This is a genomic window from Psychromonas arctica, from assembly GCF_036697365.1.
GTDB classification, from domain to species: Bacteria; Pseudomonadota; Gammaproteobacteria; order Enterobacterales; family Psychromonadaceae; genus Psychromonas; species Psychromonas arctica_A.
In genome coordinates this window covers 296154-319963 of the sequence record NZ_JBAHZA010000003.1, presented here as the reverse complement: position 1 = coordinate 319963, position 23810 = coordinate 296154, and the positions used below count along the sequence as shown (strand labels likewise).

The following is a 23810-nucleotide window of genomic DNA, read 5'->3' as shown; positions in this document are numbered from 1 at the left end:
TCTCAACTAAATATGAATTAATGTGTTTTTTATTTTAAATAATCGGGCTGAAAATGAGAAATTCTACAGCCTCGTTAGCTGCAAAGGGTATTATGGAGTTAGTCGAAGTTATTGCATCAATTAATTCATTTGATGATGAAGACACAATTTTTGTTGAGAAAATTGGCGGTAAATTTGATCCTGTTTCTCAAGCAGTGGTTTTTGGAATGACTGATGAGGAACTTCAATTACCAACAGCTGAAGTTTGTGAATCTCGTTGCCCTGGAAAGTATTACTTTTTAGAAGTTTTTCTGGTTAAAGAGTTCATTGAGGACTGGGCAATTAATCACAAAGGTTGCCTTCCAACTAATAGTGAAGCTTGTCATAGTTTAATTTTTTATGCTGAAAATGACTCCTATCCTGCGGAGTTTTTCAGCTAACAAGCACTTTAAACGGAACAAAAACAGTTGGCTTTGTTTCGTTCCTCAACAAGTCTAGCCAACAATTTTTGTCCGCTTAAGTGGGCGTTAGGTATTCATCAAGGATCGGTGTTCATTATGGATTTAGAAGTAAGTTTCGATAAAAGAATTGAAGAATTGGAAGTCATTAACTTGTACAAAGCTAATAGCTGGTCTTCTGCCGAAAAACCTAAAGAACTGTTGGCAGCATTAAAAAACTCACATTCATTAGTTACGGCACGAGAAGGTGGAGTATTAATCGGTATAGGAAATGCCATTTCAGATGGTCATTTAGTGGTTTATTATCCGCATATGCTTGTTCACCCAGACTTTCATGGAAAAGGCGTTGGACGTAAAATGATGGAAACGTTCCGATTAAAATACGGTAACTTCCACCAGCAGATGTTAACCGCCGATGGTGAGGCTATTGAATTTTATAAATCTCTAGGTTTTGAACGTGCGGGGCAAACAGCTCCAATGTGGATTTATGCAGGTACCGAGCACTAAATACCTAACAAGTTAATGAACAAGGAAAAAATACGGCTGGCTATTTCGCTTCGCTCAAGTTTAGCCAACCGCATTTTTCCTGTTATTAAGGCGTTAGCAAGCTCGTAGTATCGGAGGTTTAATGAGTCTATATAAATATATTTCTGTAGATACAGTTTTTAAAATTTTAGAAGGTAACATTAGACTTACACAGCCTAGTGCTTTTAACGATCCATTTGAGTTATTGTCTGAAATAAATATCCCTGAAGGTTTAGAGAAACAAGATTTGGATATGCGATTCGACTTAATGAGTCCCGCACGTGTTCCTTCTGTAGGAGAGCTACCTTATGATTTTAAATCTCCTACTTGTAACGATGATACTGCAAGAACTATTAGGAGTGATTTAGATAATTCAATTGGAATCTTATGTTTAACTAAAAACCCAAATTCGCTTCTTATGTGGTCACATTATGCAGAAGAATATGCAGGAGTGATGATTGAATTCGATAGAGATCATGAATTTTTCGAAGGTCTATTTGAAATTGATTACAGAAAAAATAGAGCAATAAAAGATTATTCTTTTTTTGCTGATTCTGAAGAGCCGATAAGGCTTTCAGAATTATGTATTAAACCGAAAGACTGGGAATATGAACAAGAAGTAAGAATAGCACGACCACTTGTTAATTGTGTTATGGTCAATGCAAAGCCTAAATATCCAATATATGTTATGGATCTTCCAAGTGAATGTATAAAATCAATTACATTCGGTGAAAGAACATCTATTGAAAACCAAATTAGTATTTTTAATAAAGTTAAAAATACTAATATTTCATTATCGCTTTCTGCTATATCAAACTGGGGGTTTAACTTTAGGCCTGAGCTAATAAAATATGATGTTCCAGTATCAGAAATGAGCCCTGTTATAAGTCCCAGAACAGCACATATTTTTAAAGATCTTCCTGGTCAGTTTGGTGAAATTGCTAGGTGGCAAATCAAGAACAATAGATTTTCAAAATTAGTTAATAAAACGGTGTAGCTTGCTAACAAGCGCATTAAATCTGACGTTACACATTGTCCGATTTTTTGCTTAAAAGATAAAGGCGCAAAAAAGCGTCCAACATGCTCCGCTGCTTATGCGGGCGTTATAAGCCCTACAGGAGTTAAGCATGGCATTCAACTTGGATGAAAAATACCTTTTTGAAGCAGAAGAATTACTCAAAGCAAAGCTTCCTTTGGAATACAAAAATACTATTTTAAAAAATAATGGTGGCGAAATAGAAGTTGATGATGAAATATGGGAACTGTATCCAATCTTTGATAAAGCAGATAGAAAAAGAATTTCTCGCACCTGCAATCATATAATTTCTGAAACTAAGTCATGTAAAGAATTCGGTAACTTTTCCAGTGATTATTTAGCTATTGCAGGCAATGGTTGTGGTGATCAAATGGTACTAATCAAAGAAACTAATTCTTACCTGTCGGCAGTGCATATTTGGTCACATGAAACTGGTTCTGTTTTAAAAGTAGCCGATAACTTTGGCGAATTAACGGGTTTATAACAAGGCGTTTAAACGGAACAAAAACAGCGAGTTACGTTTCGCTTCGCTACACATTATAACCCACAATTTTAGTCCGCTTAACGCGGCGTTATGCAAAATAGATAGAGTCATCACATTACTAGTATCCACGTTAAAGCGGAGTAATCTAAGCCTCAGGAGAGAAAATGGACGAAAGTAAATTCATAGAAGCCGTAATTTCGGAAGTTCATGATTCATCTGTAGATAGTGTGTTCGAATCACTCGGTGAACCACCTCCTGGGAGGGCGCGCAGTAAGGCTGAGATGGAATTATTTGCGTGGTTTATTAATCTAAATGAATCAGATAAGAAAATGATCAAACGTGTGATACAGCATTCTGTCCATTCTTCGTTATTCGGTATGTTTGTAGTGCTGGACGGAAATAGGGGTTTAGAAGACGGTATTATGGAAGGTGAATTTCATCTTACATATAAAAATACAAAGGGTGAGTATCTGCTGTCAAAAGAAAGTGATTTGCATAGTGAATATCAGTACCAAGTATATGAAAAGGTGTTCGGAAAAGACTCCTAATCAGTTGCACCCGACAATTTATACGGTGGCGAGTGATCTAATTGCGTAATGATGAAAGGGCCTTCAGATGTAATGTCGTAATAGCATCTAGATGTAATAACGTAATGATGCTCTGCCGTGGGCGGTATCAATTAGCGTCAGATGCTTTGGCGTGTGAACGGGGGGACTTAAAACAATAGTGTTAAGGTTGATGGCCTAACGAGTGTACATGAGCAAAGTTGCATAACAAATCAGTGCAGACCGACATTTTATGCGGTGTTCGCCTTGTGGTGTCGCTGTCGCTCCACTTTACCACAAGGCAAACACCGCATAAAATGCAGCTGACTGAGGCGTTAAGTTTCTAAAGAGGGTTTGATATTGACTGAGATTGAATTTATCAATGATGATTTTGACAGGGTAGAGTATTTCCAGACTCTGGTGCTAAATAGAGCAACTAGTGGTGAGGTTAGTGATGTTGATAAAAATCATTATATTCAAATGCGTCAACATATAATTGCTAATCCAAATTATTCGGAGTTGCTCCCAAGGTGGGTTAAGAAAAATCGAAATATTGATCAGTTTTGGCAATTCATAAAAAATAAATTCCCTACTTATGCTGAGCGAAGAGCTTTCTTAAATGAAGAGTTGAATCCTTTATTAGAATACCTTGAAACCAAACAAACTTTGCCTCCAGCAAAGAGTATTGATGAGGCCTTAAGTAAATTTGACTCAGACGGTATTCACTTTGCATGGCAGAAAGCCCTTGAGCGTAAAACTCAAGACCCTGAAGGTGCAATTACAATTTCTCGTAGCATTCTTGAATCTGTTTGTAAGCATATTCTCCACGCAAAAAAAGTAGAGTTTAATGAAACAAATATTGAAATATCTGAATTGTATAGACTGACTTCAAAAGAATTAAATTTGTCGCCAGATCAGCATACTGAGAAAATATTTAAACAAATACTTGGTGGTTGTTCAGGAATTATTAATGGCTTAGGTTCATTAAGAAATAAGCATGGTGATGCTCACGGTTCAAGCCCTCGAGCAGTAAAACCTAAAGCTAGGCACGCAGAATTAGCTGTCAATTTGGCAGGTACAATGTCGTTGTTTTTGATAGCGACATACGAATCAACCGAAACTTAACAAGTTCTTAAATGGACAAAACAGCTGGCTGTACTCGTAACCCGATGTTATAGCTAGCCACTTTTATTCGCTCAGCAAAGCGTTAGCATACTAAGGAGTTGCAGTGTTTATCCCAAGAAAGTTTAAACAAGAAAATATTGAAGATCTTGTTGAACTAATGAAACAGTATTCTTTTGCTACATTAATTACTCAGTCTGACGTTGGAATTGAAGCTACTCATTTACCGATAATAATTGATAAAAGATCAGACAAATTCTATTTAAAGGCTCATATTGCTAAGGCAAATCCTTTATGGAAGTCAGTGAAAAATGGCTCAGGTGTCCTCGTGACATTTAATGGTCCTAATTGCTATATTTCTCCTAATAATTATCCAACAAAAAAAGAGACAGGTAGAGCAGTTCCTACATGGAATTATGTTGTAGTTCATGTAAAGGGGGAAATTTCATTTATTAATGACCCAGAGTGGATTTACAATGCAATTGAGACTTTAACGACTATTCATGAATCAGAGCAATCTGAGCCTTGGTCTATCTCAGACGCTCCTCATGAATATATCCAAAAAATGATCCCTGCAATAATCGGTATAGAAATTGAAGTTGCCTCAATAACGGGGCAGTGGAAACTTAGTCAAAACCAGCCTGAGGTAAACCAGCATGGTGTTGCCGAGGCTCTTTCTGAAAGTGCAGATTCAAACATTACTAAAATTGCCTCAATGATAAACGCAAATTTTGATAAAATATGCTAACAAGAGTTTAAGCGTCAAGTCAGTTTTCTATCTCGCTTTGGGGGCGTTAGCTAGTTTGCTTTCGAAGCTAACTTAGTAGAGATAGTAATTTAATACTAATAAAACTACCAGAAAGAGACACTTTCTAATATCGTTCTATAAAATAGAATTTGTCACAAACTTTATTAATGTCACAAACTTAATTGAAATTGTCACAAACTTAATTGATATTCATCAAAAGAGATCTGCTTGATCTCTTTTTTTTTGCCTGTAATATGTGATCTAGTTCACAAGATTTTCTTGTTAGCACAGGGTACAGGTGTTTTATGAAAGTTGTTGATATTAAATTGTTACCAGTCTCTTCACCTACTTTTCAAGCGTTAATTCAAGAACAGGTAGCGGTTCAAAAAGAGACAAAATTAGTTGATTTAATTGCTGAATGTAAGGAAATATTAGCAATTCGTTTAGATGGAAGATTAATTGCGTATGCAACTTTTGACCTGCTTAATGGTCAAACTATGCGTATTAACTCTTTACATTTTAGAGATCTATTTCAGCATCACGTGCTAGCCCAATATTGGTTATCACGCCATGTTAAACGAAAAATTGCTGATAAATGTTATTTAAACTTTTTGATAGCTAGCTAACCTTTTTAGGTATTTAAAAGATTTTTCTTTTTATTATGCTACTGTATAATGAATTGTTTTCTGTTAAGAAACGTTTATTACTAAAACTTAAAGTATTCAAAGGTGAATCATGAGTGAAACAATAAATTCGATGAGTCTCGTTCCTCAAGGAAGTATTGGAGCCTATGTTCAATCTGTTAATTCATTTTCTAAGCTTAGTGCTGAAGAAGAACAAGAGTTAGCAGAACGTCTATTTTACCAAGGTGATTTAGAAGCCGCTAAAAAGCTAGTTATGTCACATCTTCGTTTTGTTGCATACATTGCTAAAAGTTATGCCGGTTACGGTTTAGCACAAGCGGATCTAATTCAAGAAGGTAATGTAGGCTTAATGAAAGCAGTCAAACGCTTTGACCCAACTGTGGGCGTGCGTCTTGTATCTTTTGCTGTGCATTGGATCAAAGCTGAAATTCATGAATACGTTATTCGTAATTGGCGTGTAGTTAAAATTGCTACAACAAAAGCGCAACGTAAATTATTCTTTAACCTGCGTAAATCTAAAAAGCGTTTAGGTTGGTTTAAGCAAGAAGAAGTTGAAGCGGTAGCTGAAGAGTTAAATGTTAGCACTAAAGATGTGCTGGAAATGGAATCTCGTTTAAATGCACAGGATCATTCATTTGATTTAAATGTAAACGATGATGACGATAATAACTTTGCACCGATGCATTTTCTTGAAGATAAAACAGCAAGCGTTGAAACTCAGATAGAGCAAGAAAATACTGAGTCTCACACCAAGAACAAGTTGTACTCTGCACTATCTACATTAGATACACGCAGTCAAGACATCTTAAGTTCTCGCTGGTTGAGTGAGCCTAAAGCGACATTACATGATTTAGCTGACCGTTATGGGATCTCTGCTGAGCGTGTTCGCCAATTAGAAGCCAATGCACTGAAAAAATTAAAAACCAACATGGATTTTTAATAATCAATGAAAGGTGAGCAACTAGCTCACCTTTTTTATGTCATACGCATCACTTATTTAATATAATCGGCACCATCTTTTCCTTCTCTATTATTCTCGGTACTTTATGCTCACTATTGCAACGCTTGGCCCTAAAGATACATTCTCCGATTTAGCTACAAAGCGATATATTCAAGCGATACAAGCCAAACAACCAGTACAAACAGCTGATATTAAATATTATGGAACATTGACCCAAACTTTTCAGGCTGTAGGTAAAGAGTGTCAGTTAGGTGTTTTACCTATTGAAAATCTATCTGAAGGTTATGTTCAGGTAGTGCTAGACCAATTATTAGATACTAAACTATCAGTTATTTCAGAGTTATTACTGCCTATTCAGTTTTCATTTGTGGGTTTTTGCCAGGAAATGTCTGAACTCACTGACCTTTATGTACAATTCGTTGCACATGGTCAGTGTGCAGAGTTTATTAATGGATTAGAGGGAGTTAAAATTCATAACACTCAGAGTAATATTGAGTCGTTGGTATTAGCCAAAAAGCATGGGAACAAAGCCGGAGCGATTATTCCTCAACACGCACTTTCTCATGCTGCAGATGCGAATATCATTAATAATGATGTGACCAATTATGCGAATAATCAAACTCGTTTTTTGGTATTGTCAGAAACACCCCAAGCACGCATCGCAGATAAACAATATAAAACCACTTTAGTGGTGAATAACAAACAAGACTGTCCTGGGGTGTTAGGTAATATTGTGAGCGCCTTTGCATTACAGAAAGTAAATTTAACCTCTATAATGTCTCGTCCTACTCGTTCTCAAATCGGTAATTATCACTTTTTTATCGATATTGATGGTCACCAAGAAGACCCACATATCGCTACAGCCTTAGCTGAAATACAGTCATCCTATGACGTCACAGTGATCGGCTCTTATATTAAAGCGCTTAATTAACCGCTGTATACGCTCCTTTTTTTAATTTAAAAGGTGAAATATTTGTCTTTTTGTTAATATGTCACACTTATTTTATGGTTATTAATTAATTTACACTTGCTCAAAAAATAGTTATGTTTTGAACGATCGTTTCTTTATTTCTAATAAATTTTAAATGATGAGAGTGTTAATATGACTAAATCTACACAGTTAAAATCGGTAACAGAAGAGCAAAGCACAGTGCAAATACCACAGGAAGCTTTTGATTGGTATGATGAATATGCACACGGCGATATTGATAGACGTACCTTTTTAAGACGTTTGGCTGGTATTGCTGGGGCAGGAGTTACCCTAGCTGCAATGTCTACCGCCTTAACCCCTAATTATGCATTAGCAGAACAAGTATCTTTCAATGATGATGATATTACTGCTACTTACGAAAAATTTTCATCTCCCGATGGACACGGAGAAGGGCAAGGTTATTTTGTAACGCCGAAAACTGTTACGGGTAAATTACCGGTCGTTTTAGTTATTCACGAAAACCGTGGTTTAAATCCTTACATTAAAGATGTTGCTCGCCGTTTAGCTAAAGCTGGCTTTATCGCTTTTGCACCGGATGCTTTATATCCGTTAGGTGGTTACCCAGGCAATGATGATGAAGGTAAAGTGATGCAAAAGTCGCTTGATAAAGAAAAGATTGAACAAGACTTTATTGCTGCTGCTAATTTCCTAAAAACACACCCATCAAGTACTGGTAAACTAGGTGCAGTTGGTTTCTGTTTTGGTGGCTATATTGTTAATATGTTAGCCGCTAAAGTGCCTGATGTTTTAGATGCAGGCGTCCCTTTCTACGGTACTCCAGCGTCAGCTGAATTAAGAAAAAACATTAAAGCACCGTTAGTTATTCAACTTGCTGAGTTAGATAAAAGAGTTAATGCATTCTGGCCTGAGTATGAAGCAGACTTGAAAAAGTATGGTGTGGATTATGAGATGTTTATGTATGAGAAAGCTAACCATGGCTTCCATAATGATTCAACAGCACGATATGTACCAACCATGGCGGAATTAGCGTGGAAAAGAAGTATCGACTTCTTTAATGCACAGTTAACTTAAGTCAGTTTACGGCAGGCTTAATGCCCATTACATTCATTTAATATAATGGGCATCATTAAAAAGGGCTGAATAGATGATCTATTCAGCCCTTTTTGCATGTTCATTCAGTTAGTATTGTTTAATCTTTTCGTTTAACTAAGTACACACCAGCTTCTGTGTGGTGCGTATAAGGGAACTGATCAAATAAAGAGAAACGCTTGATGTCATGCGTTTGTGTAAAGACTTCCAAATTCGCTTTTAATGTTTCAGGGTTACAACTTATGTACATAATATTGTCATAGGTTTGTACCATCTTCACCGTCTCATCATCTAATCCTGCACGAGGCGGATCAACAAAAATGGTGTTGCATCGGTAACTTGATAAATCAATCTTCTTCTCTTTTAAGCGGTTGAACTCGCGCACACCGTTAATAGCTTGCGTAAACTCTTCAGCAGACATACGTACAATGGCAACATTGTCGATATTATTTGCGGCAATATTGTATTGAGCAGAGTTAACGGAAGGTGTTGATATTTCAGTCGCTAAAACGCGGTCGAAGTTTTTAGCTAGAGCTAAAGAAAAATTGCCATTACCACAGTACAACTCTAGTAAATCACCTTCACTATTGCGAGTACACTCAATTGCCCAGTCCAACATCTTTTCAGATATTTTTCCGTTAGGTTGGGTAAAGCTATTTTCAACTTGTTGATAGATTAACTCTTGGCCATCTACTTGAAGTCTTTCAATCACATAGTCATGATCTACAACTAGCTTTTGCTTACGTGCTCGACCAATGAAATTAACCTTAAATTCGCTAGATAAACGCTCTTTGAGTGCTTTAATTTCCGTTAACCATTCATCATCTAATACTTTATGATAAAGGAAGCTAACCATGATTTCGCCACTCATACTGGATAAGAAATTCGCTTGGAACAGCTTATAACGAAGAATAGGAGATACTTTAAGCTCTTCAACTAGTCTAGGCATTAATTGATTGATTAATTCGCTTGCAGGTGGGAATTGGTCGACACGAATACGTTGGCGTGTCTCTTGATCTGTCATGTAGAAATACAGATCCATATCTTCATGCCAGACACGGAACTGACTGCGCATGCGATAATGTGTTTTTGGTGAAGCAAAACACTCTAACTCAGGTAATTCAAAGGTTGAAAAAAGGCGGTTAAATTGTGTTTTTTTAGCGTCTAATTGTGATTCATAATTATCCGGATCAACAAATTCTATGCTCATTTCTACCTCTGTATTTTATTACTTTTTTGGCGCTATTCTTTCAATAACATATAAATGGAGGGGCATTCTAAAGCAGGTGGTTAAACTTGGCTAGGCTATATCTTTTATTTGTTTAAGTTTGCTAGAACAAATAGTCATTAGAGAGTTAATCGTTTTGGCTAATTCTTTAAAACACATCAATTTGAAGCCTAAACTTATATAAAATTTAGATCCGTTATTTAATATAATTGGTATAAAATAGTTTTTTTCTTTAGGGAATTAGTTAATGTCTGTGAAACGTGTACTTATATTTGATTCTGGTGTTGGTGGGTTGTCTGTTTTTGAGCAGGTAATTAAGCTAAATCCAAGTATCCAATGTCAGTATCTATTTGATAATGCTTATTTTCCTTATGGGGAATTAAAGCAAACACAATTAGTCGCTCGTCTTACTCAATTATTGACTGATTTTTTAGTACAGTATCCCGCACAATTAATTGTTATCGCCTGTAATTCAGCCAGCACCATTGCGCTAAAAGCATTACGACAACATTTTAGCATTCCAATTGTTGGAGTCGTGCCTGCGATTAAACCCGCTAGTGCGGTGACTCGTAATAATGTCATTGGTTTACTGGCAACCCCAGGTACTATTGCCCGTGACTATACACACCAATTAATCGCACAGTTTGCTGCAGGTAAAACCGTACTAAGTATTGGTTCCACTCAGTTAGTTAAGTTAGCAGAAGATAAGTTGAAGGGTAAAACACTTGATCAAGAAGAGTTACTTACTATTTTGGCACCTTGGTTGAATCAACAAACCGCTATGCCGGATACCTTAGTACTGGGTTGTACCCACTTTCCGTTATTAAAGCCTGAAATACAAAAATGCTTTAAAAAGCCGGTCAATTTAGTGGATTCAGGAGAAGCAATTGCATTAAGAGTGAAGCAGTTATTATGTGACGTAAAGGATGGTAGTCTTCCTTTTGCTAAGGAACCTCATCAAGCCTTTTACACTAAGGCTTTCAATAATACTCAACACCTCGCTTCATTAAGTAATAGTTTTACTAAGTATGGATTTAGTTCACTAGCTTGTTGCGAATTATAATAGCAATCCACCATAAGTAGCTTATCTCTTTAATTTGTTAAAACAGCGATCTCTGGTTATAAATTTCGCAAAGAGACTTGCCATTTACGGCTTGAATTGAACTATTTTTTCCAGCGAAAAATTTAAATAACGTATTTGGTGTAATCGGTATAAGCAGACTAAAATGCCTGCTTATAATGATTAGTCATCTGCTATAAAACTTTATAAGTTCCGTTATCTAAGCCTTTAATAGTCCAATCGCCAATGGCGTAGCGAATTAGGCGTAGAGTAGGAAAACCAATATTCGCGGTCATTCTGCGTACTTGACGGTTACGCCCTTCGGTAATGGTAATGCTTAACCAGGTAGTAGGAATATTGGCGCGTTCTCGAATTGGTGGGTAGCGCTCCCAAATGTCTGGGTTATCCATTATTTTTGCTTTTGCAGGGAGAGTTAACCCGTCTTTTAAAGTGACGCCTTTACGTAGTTTATCTAAATCTGCTTCAGTAGGTGCTCCCTCTACTTGTACCCAATATATCTTCGCTGTTTTCTTGCCGGGTTGAGTGATTTCAGCTTGTAATTGACCGTCATTGGTGAGGACTAATAAACCTTCACTGTCTCTATCTAAACGTCCTGCTGCATAGATATTAGGAATATCAATATAATCTTTTAATGTTTCACGTAAGGCATCAGGGTTGCCTTCATCCGTAAACTGGCTCAACACATCAAATGGTTTGTTAAATAATACAATCTTCTGCATCGATTTAGGCATAACTTTTTTAGGTACAAAGGTTTTATGTGCAGATTTTTTTACATTGAAGTGAGTTGGTTTTTTAGTTGGGCGTTTACGTTTATTTTCACCTGTTTTGGCATTCTTATTATCTTTATTGAAGGGAGCTTGAGTCACTTATGTTCCTTAACACAGTTGAAAAAGGATAAGTATATCAGATAAAACATTCACGCAGTGTGGCGATTAAATGGTATGTTTAGTGTTATCAAAAAAACGGTGTTCTTGGTCGTTTTGTTACTTTGCTGTAACATATATAGTGCATAAATGGTGATCGAAGTCACGTTTAAGCCGTTGAGATAAGAGCACTAAACTAGATAATTTTGTTTTTTTCGATATGATATCGGCTTGATTATTTTACGTAACAAATTGATAACATTTTTTACAAGATTAATTCACTTCATAAATTTTTGTTAAAGGAAATAAAATGACAGATAAATCAGCAAAGATCATCTATACACAAACAGATGAAGCACCTGCGCTTGCAACTCACTCTCTTTTACCGATTGTTAATGCCTTCACTAAAGCTGCAAACATTGTTGTAGAAACGCGTGATATTTCTTTAGCTGGTCGAATCATTGCTAACTTCTCGGATAAACTGCCAGCAGATCAACAGCAAGCTGATGCATTAGCAGAATTAGGTGAGTTAGCTAAAACACCTGAAGCAAATATTATTAAATTACCGAATGTAAGTGCATCGATTCCTCAGCTACAAGCGGCAATTAAAGAATTACAAGAGCACGGTTTTGATTTACCAGCTTATCCTGAAGTTGCAACAACAGACGAAGAGAAAGATACACAAGCGCGTTACGCAAAAGTATTAGGTAGTGCAGTAAACCCTGTATTACGTGAAGGTAACTCAGATCGTCGTGTTGCTGATGCAGTAAAACAATACGCACAAGACAATCCACATCGTATGGGTAAATGGTCTTCTGATTCTAAATCACACGTTGCAGACATGACTGATGGTGATTTTTACAGTTCTGAGCAATCAGTTGTATTAGGTCAAGATGACGACGTGAAAATTGAATTTACGAATGCTGCTGGTGAAACGTCAGTACTAAAAGCATCAACACCAGTATTAAAAGATGAAGTTATTGATTCATCTCGCATGAGTGCAAAAGCATTACGTGCATATTTCGAAAAAGAGATGACGGAAGCAAAAGAGAACAACATCATGCTTTCTTTACACCTTAAAGCAACCATGATGAAAGTGTCTGATCCAATCATGTTTGGTCACGCTGTAACGGTTTACTTTAAAGATGTATTTACTAAACATGCAGACTTATTTAAAGAGTTAGGTGTAGATGAGCGAAATGGTTTAGGTGATGTTTACGCTAAGATAGCTGACTTACCAGCTGATAAAAAAGCGGAAGTAGAAGCTGATATTGCGGCGGTTTATGCAACTCGTCCAAACCTTGCAATGGTTGACTCTGATAAAGGTATTACTAACTTACATGTTCCAAGTGATGTGATCATCGATGCATCAATGCCTGCTATGGTTCGTTCTAGCGGTCAAATGTGGAATGCAGAAGGTAAACTTGAAGATACTAAAGCATTGATTCCAGATCGTTGTTACTCAGGTATCTATGAAGAAACAATTAAGTTCTGTCGTGAAAATGGTGCTTTTGACCCAGCAACTATGGGTAACGTGTCAAACGTTGGTCTAATGGCTCAAAAAGCTGAAGAATACGGTTCGCATGACAAAACATTCCAAATTGCTGAAGCGGGTACTGTAAAAGTAATTGATTCTGCAGGTAATGTATTGATGTCTCACGATGTTGAGAAAGGTGATATCTGGCGCATGTGTCAAGCGAAAGACATTCCAATTCGCGATTGGGTTCGTTTAGCTGTTAGTCGTGCTCAAGCAACAGGCCAACCAGCTATTTTCTGGTTAGATGAAAATCGCGCTCACGATAAAAACTTAATCGCTAAAGTGAATGAATACCTAAAAGATCATGATACGACTGGTTTAGATATCCAAATTTTAAAACCTGTTGATGCATGTAAGTTATCGTTACAACGTGTTAAAGAAGGTAAAAACACTATCTCTGTAACGGGTAACGTATTACGTGATTACTTAACTGATTTGTTCCCAATCTTAGAGTTAGGCACAAGTGCTAAAATGCTTTCAATTGTTCCATTACTTGCTGGTGGTGGCTTATTTGAAACTGGTGCTGGTGGTTCTGCTCCTAAGCATGTTCAACAATTTGTTGAAGAAAATCACTTACGTTGGGATTCATTAGGTGAATTTTTAGCATTAGCGGTATCAATTGAAGATATTGCGGCTAAAACAAGTAACGAGAAAGCTGTTATTTTAGCAGAAGCATTGCATGTAGCTAACAGCAAGTTCTTGAAAGAAGATAAATCTCCTTCACGTAAAGTGAATGAATTAGATAACCGTGGTAGTCACTTCTATCTAGCTATGTACTGGGCGGAAGCACTTGCTACACAGACTAAAGATCTTGAACTACAAACTCAATTCAAGACATTGGCTGAATCACTATTAAGCAATGAAGCTGTTATTGTACAAGAGCTTAATGATGCACAAGGTGTTCAAGTTGATTTAGGTGGTTATTTCCATACTGACCCAGCTAAAGTAACTGCTGCTATGCGTCCAAGTAAAACATTGAATGCTGCTGTCGATAATATTTAACACCTTCAATAATATTATTTGATGCAATTCTAAGTTGTATCGTATAAAAACCATTAAGTGATTTGCTTGATGGTTTTTTTTTTGCCCTTCGTTTGAAATCATTTTATACCAATTGCATTAAATCAGTGATCTAAATTTTGCGCAGGAAAAATGACTTAGTTTAAGGCGTAACTTAAGCCTTTCGACGATTAACTTCGTTAATAGTCTATCGGAGAATTAACCAAAAGATGTTAATTCTTTAATAGTTGTTCTATTTACGAAAGTTACAACGAACAAATAAGTTATTTTAACAAGCAAAATAGATCAGTTACTTAGTGTGATTGGTATTATTTACTGAAGTGAGAACTTTTACTTTTAAACAAGCTCTGTAATAAAGAAGGTTATACATCCTTTTTGATGTGATTTTTCTGTTAGTTCTATAAAAGTGATATTATCGGAATTCAGCTATGAGGTAAGTCTACCTTATACTTTGTTTATTTTTACTGTTTGAGGGTGCTTGATGCGTCTTACTTTGTTTAAAAAAATCTTGTTTTCTATGCTACTTATCAGCTCTTTGATGGTAGTGGGTATCGCAAGTTTGATTGATGATAGTTTTCAACAGGGTTTACAACGATATTTAAACCATGGTGAAGAGCGCAAGCTACGCTTAGTGTCTGAAAATTTATCATCCTACTATTCTGAAGATAAAGGGTGGAATGAACTAACACCAGAAGTTGCACAATTTATTCTTGGTCGTATTTTTGCCCGACCTACAGAGGGAAATAGTGAGCCTCAAAAATCACGTTCTCGATATATCAAGCGTTTGTTGAAACGTATTACTGTGTTTGATAATAATTGGACGCCATTATGGAATAAGAATATTGCCATTGGTGATGATGAGCTAATTAAAGTACCGATTAAGTACAATCAAAAAATAGTAGGGTGGGTAGCTACTCTAAAGCGCGACATTACACCAGGAGTATTAGAAAGCACTTTTCACCAACAACAAAAATATAATTTAATGTGGATTGTGTTGTGGGTGACACTTATCTCCTTTGTTCTTTCTTGGCTATTAGTACGTCATTTATTAACCCCTTTAAAGCGTTTAGAAGATGCAACTAGTTCAATACAAGAAGGGGATTATCAGACTCAAATAGAAATAGATGGCGAAGATGAATTAGCTGCGTTATCGATGCGCTTTAACGAATTAAGCCAAAGTTTATTGATACAAAAGGAAACCAGAGAGCAATGGCTAGCTGATATTTCCCATGAGCTGCGTACGCCTATTTCTGTGTTAAAAAGTGAAATTGAAGCGTTACAGGATGGCATTCGTAAGCCTGAGCCTAAGTATATTGATTCTTTGCATTACCAAGTACAAAACTTAAATAAGTTGGTTAATGATTTATATCAACTGTCATTATCTGACGCAGGTATGCAATTTGATTTAACCGAATCCGTTAATATTAAAAATTTAATTGAAAATAATTGCTTACAATATCAATTACGTTTTCAAGAGAAAAAAATTCAGCTGCAACACTACTTCCAGGAAAGTGCGATTAATACCATCACCGGAGATAGTAAAGCTTTAACTCAGCTGTTTTCTAATTTATTTGAGAATAGCTTACGTTACACTGATGGCCCTGGCATTTTAAATGTGCAAGTCACTCAAGATAAAAGCACCATGCAAATTCGTATTGAAGATAGCGCACCTGGCGTACCAGATAATGCGTTACCTAAATTATTCGAACGTTTATTTAGAGTCGACGAGTCGCGAAGTCGTTTAAGTGGTGGCTCTGGGTTAGGTTTATCTATTTGCCAAACAATTGTTAAAGCTCATCATGGCAAAATGTTGGCAAGTCATTCAGAGTTAGGTGGTCTAGCGATTACTATTCATCTGCCTATCTCAATAAAATAATTTTTTAAAGGAACTGTTATGTCACAACGTATTTTAATTGTGGAAGATGAAGAGTCCTTAGCACAAGTGCTAAGTGAGTATCTAAGTTTATCGGGATTTGTGACCGATGTAATTAACGATGGTAGCCAGGCTATTGAATGGCTTAAAAACAATCCTATTGACCTATTGATTTTAGATCTTATGTTGCCAGGAACAAATGGTTTAGATATATATCGTGAATTACGCACTTTTAGTGATGTCCCTGTGGTGATGGCCACGGCGCGAGTTGATGAAATTGATCGTCTTATTGGTTTAGAACTAGGTGCTGATGATTATATCTGTAAGCCTTACAGTCCACGCGAAGTGGTTGTCCGAGTAAAGAATATATTAAGACGAGCGAGTGACGATACAAAAGCCTTTGAGCAAATTTTAAGTATTAATGAATCCACTATGCAAGTATTGGTGAAAGGGCAAGAGGTGAGCTTAACGCGTGCTGAATTCCGTCTTCTTGCGCATTTCCATCAGCATAAAGACCAAGTATTTAGCCGAGAGCAATTAATGTCGCAAATCTATTCTGATAACCGTGTGGTAACAGATAGAACCATTGATAGTCATATTAAGAACCTGCGTCGTAAGATACAAAATATCGATGCCGAGGTTGATTGTATTCAATCTATCTATGGTGTTGGATATAAGTTTGCACTTTAAGTCGTTCGTGTAGGTGTCTGCTGTTTAAAGCGAACACCTACAGCCGTATCTTACTTTTAATCTACCATTCAACATATATCTCTTAAAAATATTAAGAAAAACCCTAACTCCTTAATTTATCCATATTTCCTGCACATTGCTTATCTATTATCTCTACATCGGCTCAGAACAGAGCCATTCTTACTAAAGCAAAAAGAGGTTTATATGAAAAAATTATTTATGTTAAGCAGTGTTGCATTAATCGTTTCAAGTTCACTAACAATGGCTTCAGCAAACACAGTTTCAAATAAAGACTTCGCAAGTTTTGATAGCAATAACAACGGTGAAATTAGCCAATCAGAAGCAACAGGAAAATTAGCTAAGCGTTTTGATAAAGTAGATGCAGATGCAAATGGTTCAATTTCAAAAGCTGAGTTCGATAAATTAAAGCAAATGAAAAAAGAACGTAAGCAACCTAAATTTGCCGATTTTGATGCTAACAATGATGGTGAAATTACGAAAGCTGAATTTGATGCAGCAAAATCTATGCATAAAGGCAAACAGCATAAAAAACCAGAGTTTGCACAAGTAGATACAAATAAAGATGGCGCTATCACTCAAGATGAAGCAAAGGGGCGTTTAGCTAAACACTTTGATAAAATTGATAGCGACGCAAACGGTTCATTATCAACGACTGAATACAACGCAATGGAAAACATGCGTAAAGGTGGAAATCATAAATTAGATTTCTCTGATGTAGATGTGAATAGCGATAACACTATCTCTAAAAGTGAAGCCAAAGGCATGTTGTTAAAACACTTTGATAAAGTAGATAGTGATGATAATGGTTCAATCTCTGAAGTTGAATTTGCAAAAATTAAAGAGATGCATAAAGGTAAAAAAGGCCATAAGAAACCTAACTTTGAGAAAATGGATAGCAACAGTGATGGTGTGATCAGTAAAGATGAAGCCAAAGGTCGCTTAGCGAAAAACTTTGACAAAATTGATGCAGATAAAAGCGGTGATATCACTAAAACTGAGTTGAAAGCTGCGCTTGATATGCACAAAGGCAAAGGTCATAAAAAACCTAACTTTGAGAAAATGGATAGCAACAGTGACGGTGTGATCAGTAAAGATGAAGCCAAAGGTCATTTAGCGAAAAACTTCGATAAAATTGATGCCGACAACAGTGGTGATGTTACTAAACAAGAGCTAAAAGCAGCTTCAAAAATGCACAAAGGTAAAGGCCATAAAACACCTAGCTTTGATAAGATAGACGCCAATAATGATGGTGCTATTACTAAAGATGAAGCTAAAGGACGTTTATTAAAAGGCTTTGATAAGATTGATACAGACTCTGATGGTAAAATTACATCCGCTGAATTCGAGCTCATTAAGAAAATGCATAAAGGTAAAGGTCACCGCCAAGTAAGCCTTGAAAAATTTGATGTAAATAATGACGGTACAATTACTAAAGATGAAGCCAAAGGTCGTTTATTAAAAGGTTTTGATAAGTTAGATAGCAATGCTGATGGTAAAATCACACAACAAGAAATTGATGCAAAAGTTATCATGGAGCATAAAGGCAAAAAGCGCCCAACATTTGACATGTTAGATGCGAATGCTGATGGTAAAATTACTAATGTTGAGTTTAATAACTTTTTACAACATAAAGGTGAAATGAAAAGCACTAAGTAATCTGTTTTCATTCATTAATTAATAGTACATAAAAATGCCCAAGGAGTTTACTCCTTGGGCATTTTTTTAGTTTATTATTTTTAATACCAATCACACTAATTAACTGCTCTATTTTAATATAATTGCTATAAGTTAAAATTTAAAGGCCTAGCTCGGCTAATAAGTCATCGTCAGCGGCTGGCTTGTTAACGTGACTTTCAGTTTTTTCTTCAGGGGGATTTGGTTTTTCATCAAATAAGGCATCAATATCGAACTTTTCACGCTCTTCAAAGTTAGGTAGCTTAATGAATTCAGTTTTATCCATCGCTAGTTCAAGGTAGAAGATATTATTGTTAGCCGTTGTAAAGGTTACACGACGAGCTTGAGGTCGATCTAAGTTTGTGTCAATTGATAACAATACTTGTTTGTTGATGGTGAGCATTTTAGGTTGGTTTTGGGTAATAGAGGTATGTAATTCATGGCCTATTACGCCGGTAAAGTCACCGACCATTTGGTTCATTAACTCTCCCATCACATCGCTGACTTCATCTGCAGTATGTGTTGTTGCTAGTTCATCTTTTGGGAGTCCCATGTTGGTCATATAATCGGTATATAACTCTAATGCAGCCGCAGCATTGAAGTTTAGAATCACCAGACCTGAAAATCCTCCATCAAATAAGACAAAACAACCAATGTCTGGTTTTAAGCATGTCTTGTTAATTTTTTGTACCATACCTGAGTAATTAACTGATCGGCCGGTTGCGCTGCTTAATACGGATTTCATTGAGTTACACAGGACTAATAAAATATCGTCAGTGGTAATGGTTTTAGTTCTAGCCATAGCGTTGTAATGTCCCTAAAGAATAATATTATTAAAATTATTAATAGAGCATAGGCTATTATTCAAATATAGGTAGTGTTTATGTTTATTTCTTTATAAAACATCGATTTACATCTAGTTTAAAGCATTAATTATTAGAAACGTTACTCTGGTAAAGACCAATCCTGACAATAAACGATGAACTCTTTCAATATTGGGCTTTGGTATTTCTCTTTATGCCACACTAGATATAAATCACGAGACATATCAATATTAATAGGCAATATTGCTACACGACGATCATTGAGTGCATGACGAGCAGCTGTTTTAGACATGCAGGCAACACCTAATCCAGAAGCGCAGCAATTGATAATGGCTTCTGTACTGCTGAGCTCAAAAGCAATATCAAGATTCGTTAAGTGTTGACCTATGTGGTCAATAAAAAAGTGTCGGGATCCAGAGCCTTTCTCACGTAGAACCCAGTGTTGATCATGCAAGTCATTTATTGTCACGAGTTTATGATTTATGAGAGGGTGCTCAGGATGAGCGACAATCACCATTTCATCTTTAAGCCACTTCTCTACATGTAATTGTTTATCAATAAGTAAACCTTCAACCAAGGCTATATCTAATTCATAATCAATCAATTGGTTACCAATACTGGTGCTGTTATCAATACACATAAATTGATCTTGGTGCGCACTTACTTGTCTGAATTGTGACAGTAAAATGGGTAATAGGTGGTTGCCGACTGTATTACTCGAACCTATGCGTAATTTACCTTGGAAATTATGACTATCAAATAGGGTAATAATTGCTTTGCTACGCTCTAATTGTTCATCCGCTAAAGGCAGTAAAGCCTTACCCATTTCATTAATCAATAAACGGTTATTTTTACGCTCAAACAATTTATGACCTAGCTGCTTTTCTAACTCAGCCAACGCCATACTAACCGCTGGTTTGCTTAAAAACAGTTTATCCGCCGCTGTGGTTAAGGTTTTTTCTTGAGTGATGGTGATAAAAACATGCAGTTGTTTTAAGGTGATATTCATAATGCGCTCATTGTTATGATTAGCTTAACGATATGAGCTACAGTGTAAGTTATTCATAATACCAATCATACTAATTAACTGATCTATTTTACTTGTTAAAATGACTTATTTCTTCGTTGTAAATTTCGTAAAGGGAACAACCATTTATTTCAATTTACGCCTTAAACTAAGTCATTTTTCCTACGCAAAATTTAGATCATTCACTTAATATAATTGGTATATTAGTTTTGCAGTGACAGATTAATCGTTAACGTTAACGTTAACCTGCCCTAAAAAGGTTTAATGGTGAGGTGTAGCTGCTTGTATTTGCTTTAATAAATCAGCAGCCGCTTGTTGTGGTGATGTTGCATGACATATAGCGGAGACTAAGGCGACACCATCGACTCCAGTCTCGATAATATGATCTAAATTAGTTGGGTTGATACCTCCAATGGCAACAATCGGAAACTGACTCAGCTGCATTGCTTTTTCTAAGCCCTGTATTCCCCACTGCTTCTTGATATTAGTTTTGGTGGGAGTAGCAAAAATAGCGCTTAACCCTATATAGTCCAATGGTAGATTATTCGCTTCAAGCAGCTGTTGGTCATTCTCTATGGATAAACCTAATAGCTTTTCTGAACCAATCAGTTTCCGCGCTAGTTTTACTGGCATATCGGATTGCCCAAGGTGTACCCCATCGGCATCAACCGCTAAAGCAACATCAACACGATCATTGATAATGAGGGGCACTTGAGTCCCTTGCAAAACTTGTTTAACGGCTTTAGCTCGATTAATAAAAGACTGAATATTGTCGCCTTTTTCACGCACTTGTACCATGGTTACACCGCCCGCAACGGCTGCTTCGACCACTTTTATTAATGTGCTTAAATTTTGCTGGTCGTCTGTCACTAAATATAAACGATACGGGCTCATGTTTATTCCTTGGTATCTTTAATTGATGGTTAGCTTGAGATGCTGTGTGATCATTTCAGTATCAAGTTGATAAAGCATATCCAACAGGTTCATTTGTAAACTACCTGGACCAGCAGATTTTTTTTCTGCTAGCTCTCCCGCAATACTAAGGATAGCAGCTGCTGCTAATCCTGTGTGTTCACCAATGGCAGCAAAGGCACCGGTCAATGCGCTTAAGCTACAACCCATTCCTGTGATATAAGGCATCATGGCATGACCATTATGTAGTTGTATTTCGCTATTTTCGCCGATGATGTAATCCACTTCACCTGAGATAACTACATTACATTGATAAGTTTTTACTAAGTAATGTGCCGCATTTACTGCAGATTCACTGCTATCTAATGCATCCACACCTTTACTTGTTGCCTGTTCACCAGCTAATGCAATGATTTCAGAGGCATTACCACGAATAATGAGTTGTTTGGCGAGCGCTGCAATTTGACGTGAAGTCTCGGTGCGTATAGTGCTAGCACCACAACCTACTGGGTCTAATACTACAGGTTTATTATTCGCATTAGCCTGCTCTACGGCGTATTGCATACGGGGTATCCATTGGCTATCTAAGGTGCCAATATTAATGACTAATGCGCCACTGAAAGACATCATTTCAGCTAACTCTTGGCGAGAGTGAGCCATAATAGGAGATGCACCAATTGCCAGTAACGCATTGGCGGTATTGTTCATCACTACATAGTTGGTGATGTTGACCACTAAGGGCTTTTGTTTACGCAAGCTTAGTAACGCATTGGTGATCAATTGTTGTTTTTCTTGAATTGAGCTCATTTTTGTTCCCCTTCACTTAATGCATTTAATCCTTGTTGCCAAAAAGCGACTTCCATTCTGGTTGCTGTTTTGAACACTTTGACAAGGTGTTGGCCACGCTTGCTGTTAATATCAATATCAGCTAATAGTTGGTCTAAATGTTGTGTGCTATCGACGATGCTTTGCTGAAACTCATCACCGCTATAAAGATCGATCCAGCTAGAAAATTCATTACCTTCAAATAATGTGTTGTCATCTTTTGCTAAAAAACGACCAATCTCTGCATAGCCAATCGAGCAAGGAGCGAGTGCAACGTATAAATCAACTAAATCACCGGTCATACCTGCATCTAATACGTAGCGCGTATAGGCTACGGTACCAAAATCTTCATCTTCGGCTTCTAAATCAGCTTCACTTAGCCCCCAATCTTGGCAGTAAGTAATATGATGATTAATTTCAAAGTCTAATAATGCATGCACGCTAGGTAGCGCTTTACGCATATCCGCTAATGTATTTGCTTTATAAATAGCGAGTGCATAAGCACGTGCGTATTGTTTTAAAAATAAAAAATCTTGTTTCAAATAATGTAAAAAACACGGTTGAGCTAAGCTGCCATTACCCAGCTGTAAAACAAAAGGGTGTTTTGTATAAGCTTGCCAATCATCTTGGCAAGCTTTAATTAAATCTTTATGATTCATTGTTGTCCCATTTAATCTGTTTAGTGAAGATTACTACTTGAAGGTGCTTCAAGCATTATTCAAAGGTCGGCATGTAGTCTTTTGCCTTAGGCAGTTTTTTGATTAGTTTATTATCAAACATAAATTGAGCGTAATCATCGTAACGGGTTAGATCTACTGCAGAAGGGCGTAATGCAAAACGAGAAAGAGTATCTCTCCAAGCGCGTTTATTAAGTTCATTATCTAAAGTATCAGGAGCATAACTCACAAACTCTTTCCATGCCGCTTGAGGGTGATTAGTGATATAGATAGTTGCTTGTTCTAATGCTTTGTTAAAGGCTTTGATCATGGCTGCATCATAATTATTAGCATTAGCAACAAAAATTAATTCATCATAAGCTGGAACGCCGTGCTCTTCTGGGAAGTAAGCTTTTGATTTAAAACCTTCTAGCGCTAATTGGTTGCTTTCAAAATTACGTAGTCCACCCCAAATAGCGTCTACTTTACCTGATGCTAGAGAAGCTGATAATGCCCAGCCAACGTTGATTATTTCTACATCATTGAAGGTTAGGTTTACTGTTTCTAACATTTTGCCAATAATTGCTTCTTCGCTGCCTGAAATTGCAATACCGACTTTTTTATCTTTTAAGTCACTTAGTGTATTAATTTTGCCATTATCTAACACCATTAAAGTATTTAGTGGGGTTGCGATTAAAGTTGCTGAACGAACTAATGGTAAACCTTCGGCAATATCAATAATTAAGTTTGGCTGATAAGTTATTGCTAAGTCTAAGTTACCTGCCGCTACCAGTTTTGGTGGAAGGCTTGGATCAGCGGGTTCTTGGATGGCGACTTCTAAGCCTTGTTGTTTAAAGTAGCCTCGTTGTTGAGCGATAACTATTGGCCCATGGTTAGGGTTAACAAACCAATCTAACATTAGCGTGACTTTTTTATCCTGTGCAAATACTGATTGTGTAAATAATGTTGCCAGTAATGTCAGTGATGCTAGTAAAAATTGCTTTTTCATTGCAGGTATTTCCTTATTATTCCAATA

Annotated in this window: 24 protein-coding genes; 16 read left to right on the top strand and 8 right to left on the bottom strand. The window is 36.6% G+C overall.

Annotated elements, in window-relative coordinates:
* The first annotated feature begins 53 nt into the window (after window positions 1-53).
* The 11 genes from V5290_RS05505 to V5290_RS05455 all read left to right on the top strand — a co-directional run bounded on the left by V5290_RS05505 (window position 54) and on the right by V5290_RS05455 (window position 8525).
* On the top strand, window positions 54-419 hold the full coding sequence (locus tag V5290_RS05505) for a hypothetical protein (RefSeq protein WP_333382667.1): 366 nt from the start codon (window positions 54-56) through the stop codon (window positions 417-419).
* 33 nt (window positions 420-452) lie between these two features.
* The gene (locus V5290_RS05500) at window positions 453-944 is read left to right on the top strand and encodes a GNAT family N-acetyltransferase (protein ID WP_333382665.1); all 492 of its coding nucleotides are present in this window, start codon (window positions 453-455) and stop codon (window positions 942-944) included.
* Between the two features lie 121 nt (window positions 945-1065).
* Window positions 1066-1959 (top strand): DUF2971 domain-containing protein, encoded by an 894-nt coding sequence (locus tag V5290_RS05495; protein ID WP_333382664.1) that lies wholly within the window; start codon window positions 1066-1068, stop codon window positions 1957-1959.
* A 130-nt stretch (window positions 1960-2089) separates the two neighbouring features.
* Window positions 2090-2482 carry an SMI1/KNR4 family protein gene (locus V5290_RS05490; RefSeq protein ID WP_333382662.1) on the top strand — a complete coding sequence of 131 codons (393 nt, stop codon included), beginning with the start codon at window positions 2090-2092 and terminating at the stop codon, window positions 2480-2482.
* A gap of 164 nt (window positions 2483-2646) precedes the next feature.
* The gene (locus tag V5290_RS05485) at window positions 2647-3030 is read left to right on the top strand and encodes a hypothetical protein (protein WP_333382660.1); all 384 of its coding nucleotides are present in this window, start codon (window positions 2647-2649) and stop codon (window positions 3028-3030) included.
* A 357-nt stretch (window positions 3031-3387) separates the two neighbouring features.
* The gene (locus tag V5290_RS05480; protein ID WP_333382658.1) at window positions 3388-4152 is read left to right on the top strand and encodes an abortive infection family protein; all 765 of its coding nucleotides are present in this window, start codon (window positions 3388-3390) and stop codon (window positions 4150-4152) included.
* Between the two features lie 103 nt (window positions 4153-4255).
* Window positions 4256-4897, top strand: a complete 642-nt coding sequence (locus tag V5290_RS05475) for an FMN-binding negative transcriptional regulator (protein WP_333382656.1) — start codon at window positions 4256-4258, stop codon at window positions 4895-4897.
* A 305-nt stretch (window positions 4898-5202) separates the two neighbouring features.
* Window positions 5203-5523: a hypothetical protein gene (locus tag V5290_RS05470; RefSeq protein ID WP_333382654.1), complete on the top strand. Its 321-nt coding sequence runs from the start codon at window positions 5203-5205 to the stop codon at window positions 5521-5523.
* Between the two features lie 109 nt (window positions 5524-5632).
* Window positions 5633-6481, top strand: a complete 849-nt coding sequence (gene rpoH, locus V5290_RS05465; protein ID WP_333382652.1) for an RNA polymerase sigma factor RpoH — start codon at window positions 5633-5635, stop codon at window positions 6479-6481.
* A gap of 106 nt (window positions 6482-6587) precedes the next feature.
* Complete coding sequence (locus V5290_RS05460; RefSeq protein ID WP_333382649.1) at window positions 6588-7433, top strand: prephenate dehydratase; 846 nt, start codon at window positions 6588-6590, stop codon at window positions 7431-7433.
* Between the two features lie 171 nt (window positions 7434-7604).
* Window positions 7605-8525 (top strand): dienelactone hydrolase family protein, encoded by a 921-nt coding sequence (locus V5290_RS05455; protein ID WP_333382648.1) that lies wholly within the window; start codon window positions 7605-7607, stop codon window positions 8523-8525.
* Between the two features lie 118 nt (window positions 8526-8643).
* Here V5290_RS05455 and trmA read toward each other — a convergent pair whose 3' ends face one another.
* Window positions 8644-9753 (bottom strand): tRNA (uridine(54)-C5)-methyltransferase TrmA, encoded by a 1110-nt coding sequence (gene trmA, locus V5290_RS05450; RefSeq protein ID WP_333382646.1) that lies wholly within the window; start codon window positions 9751-9753, stop codon window positions 8644-8646.
* 265 nt (window positions 9754-10018) lie between these two features.
* Here trmA and murI point away from each other — a divergent pair, with 265 nt between their 5' ends.
* Window positions 10019-10834 carry a glutamate racemase gene (murI, locus tag V5290_RS05445; protein ID WP_333382644.1) on the top strand — a complete coding sequence of 272 codons (816 nt, stop codon included), beginning with the start codon at window positions 10019-10021 and terminating at the stop codon, window positions 10832-10834.
* Between the two features lie 191 nt (window positions 10835-11025).
* On the opposite strand, the gene V5290_RS05440 is transcribed toward murI, so the two are convergent.
* Window positions 11026-11718 (bottom strand): pseudouridine synthase, encoded by a 693-nt coding sequence (locus V5290_RS05440; RefSeq protein WP_333382642.1) that lies wholly within the window; start codon window positions 11716-11718, stop codon window positions 11026-11028.
* A 307-nt stretch (window positions 11719-12025) separates the two neighbouring features.
* On the opposite strand from V5290_RS05440, the gene V5290_RS05435 reads away from it, so the two are divergent.
* The 4 genes from V5290_RS05435 (at window position 12026) to V5290_RS05420 (ending at window position 18512) form a co-directional block, all read left to right on the top strand.
* The gene (locus V5290_RS05435; protein WP_333382640.1) at window positions 12026-14254 is read left to right on the top strand and encodes an NADP-dependent isocitrate dehydrogenase; all 2229 of its coding nucleotides are present in this window, start codon (window positions 12026-12028) and stop codon (window positions 14252-14254) included.
* 499 nt (window positions 14255-14753) lie between these two features.
* Entirely contained in the window at window positions 14754-16148 is a 1395-nt protein-coding gene (locus tag V5290_RS05430; protein ID WP_333382638.1) for an ATP-binding protein, read from the top strand.
* Window positions 16149-16166: 18 nt separating this feature from the next.
* Window positions 16167-16835 (top strand): response regulator, encoded by a 669-nt coding sequence (locus V5290_RS05425; protein WP_333382636.1) that lies wholly within the window; start codon window positions 16167-16169, stop codon window positions 16833-16835.
* A gap of 204 nt (window positions 16836-17039) precedes the next feature.
* Entirely contained in the window at window positions 17040-18512 is a 1473-nt protein-coding gene (locus V5290_RS05420; RefSeq protein WP_333382634.1) for a hypothetical protein, read from the top strand.
* Between the two features lie 139 nt (window positions 18513-18651).
* Here V5290_RS05420 and V5290_RS05415 read toward each other — a convergent pair whose 3' ends face one another.
* The 6 genes from V5290_RS05415 to V5290_RS05390 all read right to left on the bottom strand — a co-directional run bounded on the left by V5290_RS05415 (window position 18652) and on the right by V5290_RS05390 (window position 23783).
* Window positions 18652-19332, bottom strand: coding sequence for a DUF3334 family protein (locus V5290_RS05415; protein ID WP_333382632.1), 681 nt, complete (start codon window positions 19330-19332; stop codon window positions 18652-18654).
* A 143-nt stretch (window positions 19333-19475) separates the two neighbouring features.
* Window positions 19476-20363 (bottom strand): LysR family transcriptional regulator, encoded by an 888-nt coding sequence (locus tag V5290_RS05410; RefSeq protein WP_333382630.1) that lies wholly within the window; start codon window positions 20361-20363, stop codon window positions 19476-19478.
* Between the two features lie 279 nt (window positions 20364-20642).
* On the bottom strand, window positions 20643-21275 hold the full coding sequence (gene thiE, locus V5290_RS05405; protein WP_333382628.1) for a thiamine phosphate synthase: 633 nt from the start codon (window positions 21273-21275) through the stop codon (window positions 20643-20645).
* 18 nt (window positions 21276-21293) lie between these two features.
* Window positions 21294-22100: a hydroxyethylthiazole kinase gene (thiM, locus tag V5290_RS05400; RefSeq protein ID WP_333382626.1), complete on the bottom strand. Its 807-nt coding sequence runs from the start codon at window positions 22098-22100 to the stop codon at window positions 21294-21296.
* On the bottom strand, window positions 22097-22777 hold the full coding sequence (locus tag V5290_RS05395; RefSeq protein WP_333382624.1) for a TenA family protein: 681 nt from the start codon (window positions 22775-22777) through the stop codon (window positions 22097-22099). Before V5290_RS05395 ends, thiM begins: the two co-directional genes overlap by 4 nt.
* Window positions 22778-22832: 55 nt before the next feature.
* A complete protein-coding gene (locus tag V5290_RS05390) occupies window positions 22833-23783 on the bottom strand; it encodes an ABC transporter substrate-binding protein (protein ID WP_333382622.1) in 951 nt (316 codons plus the stop codon).
* Window positions 23784-23810 lie beyond the last annotated feature (27 nt).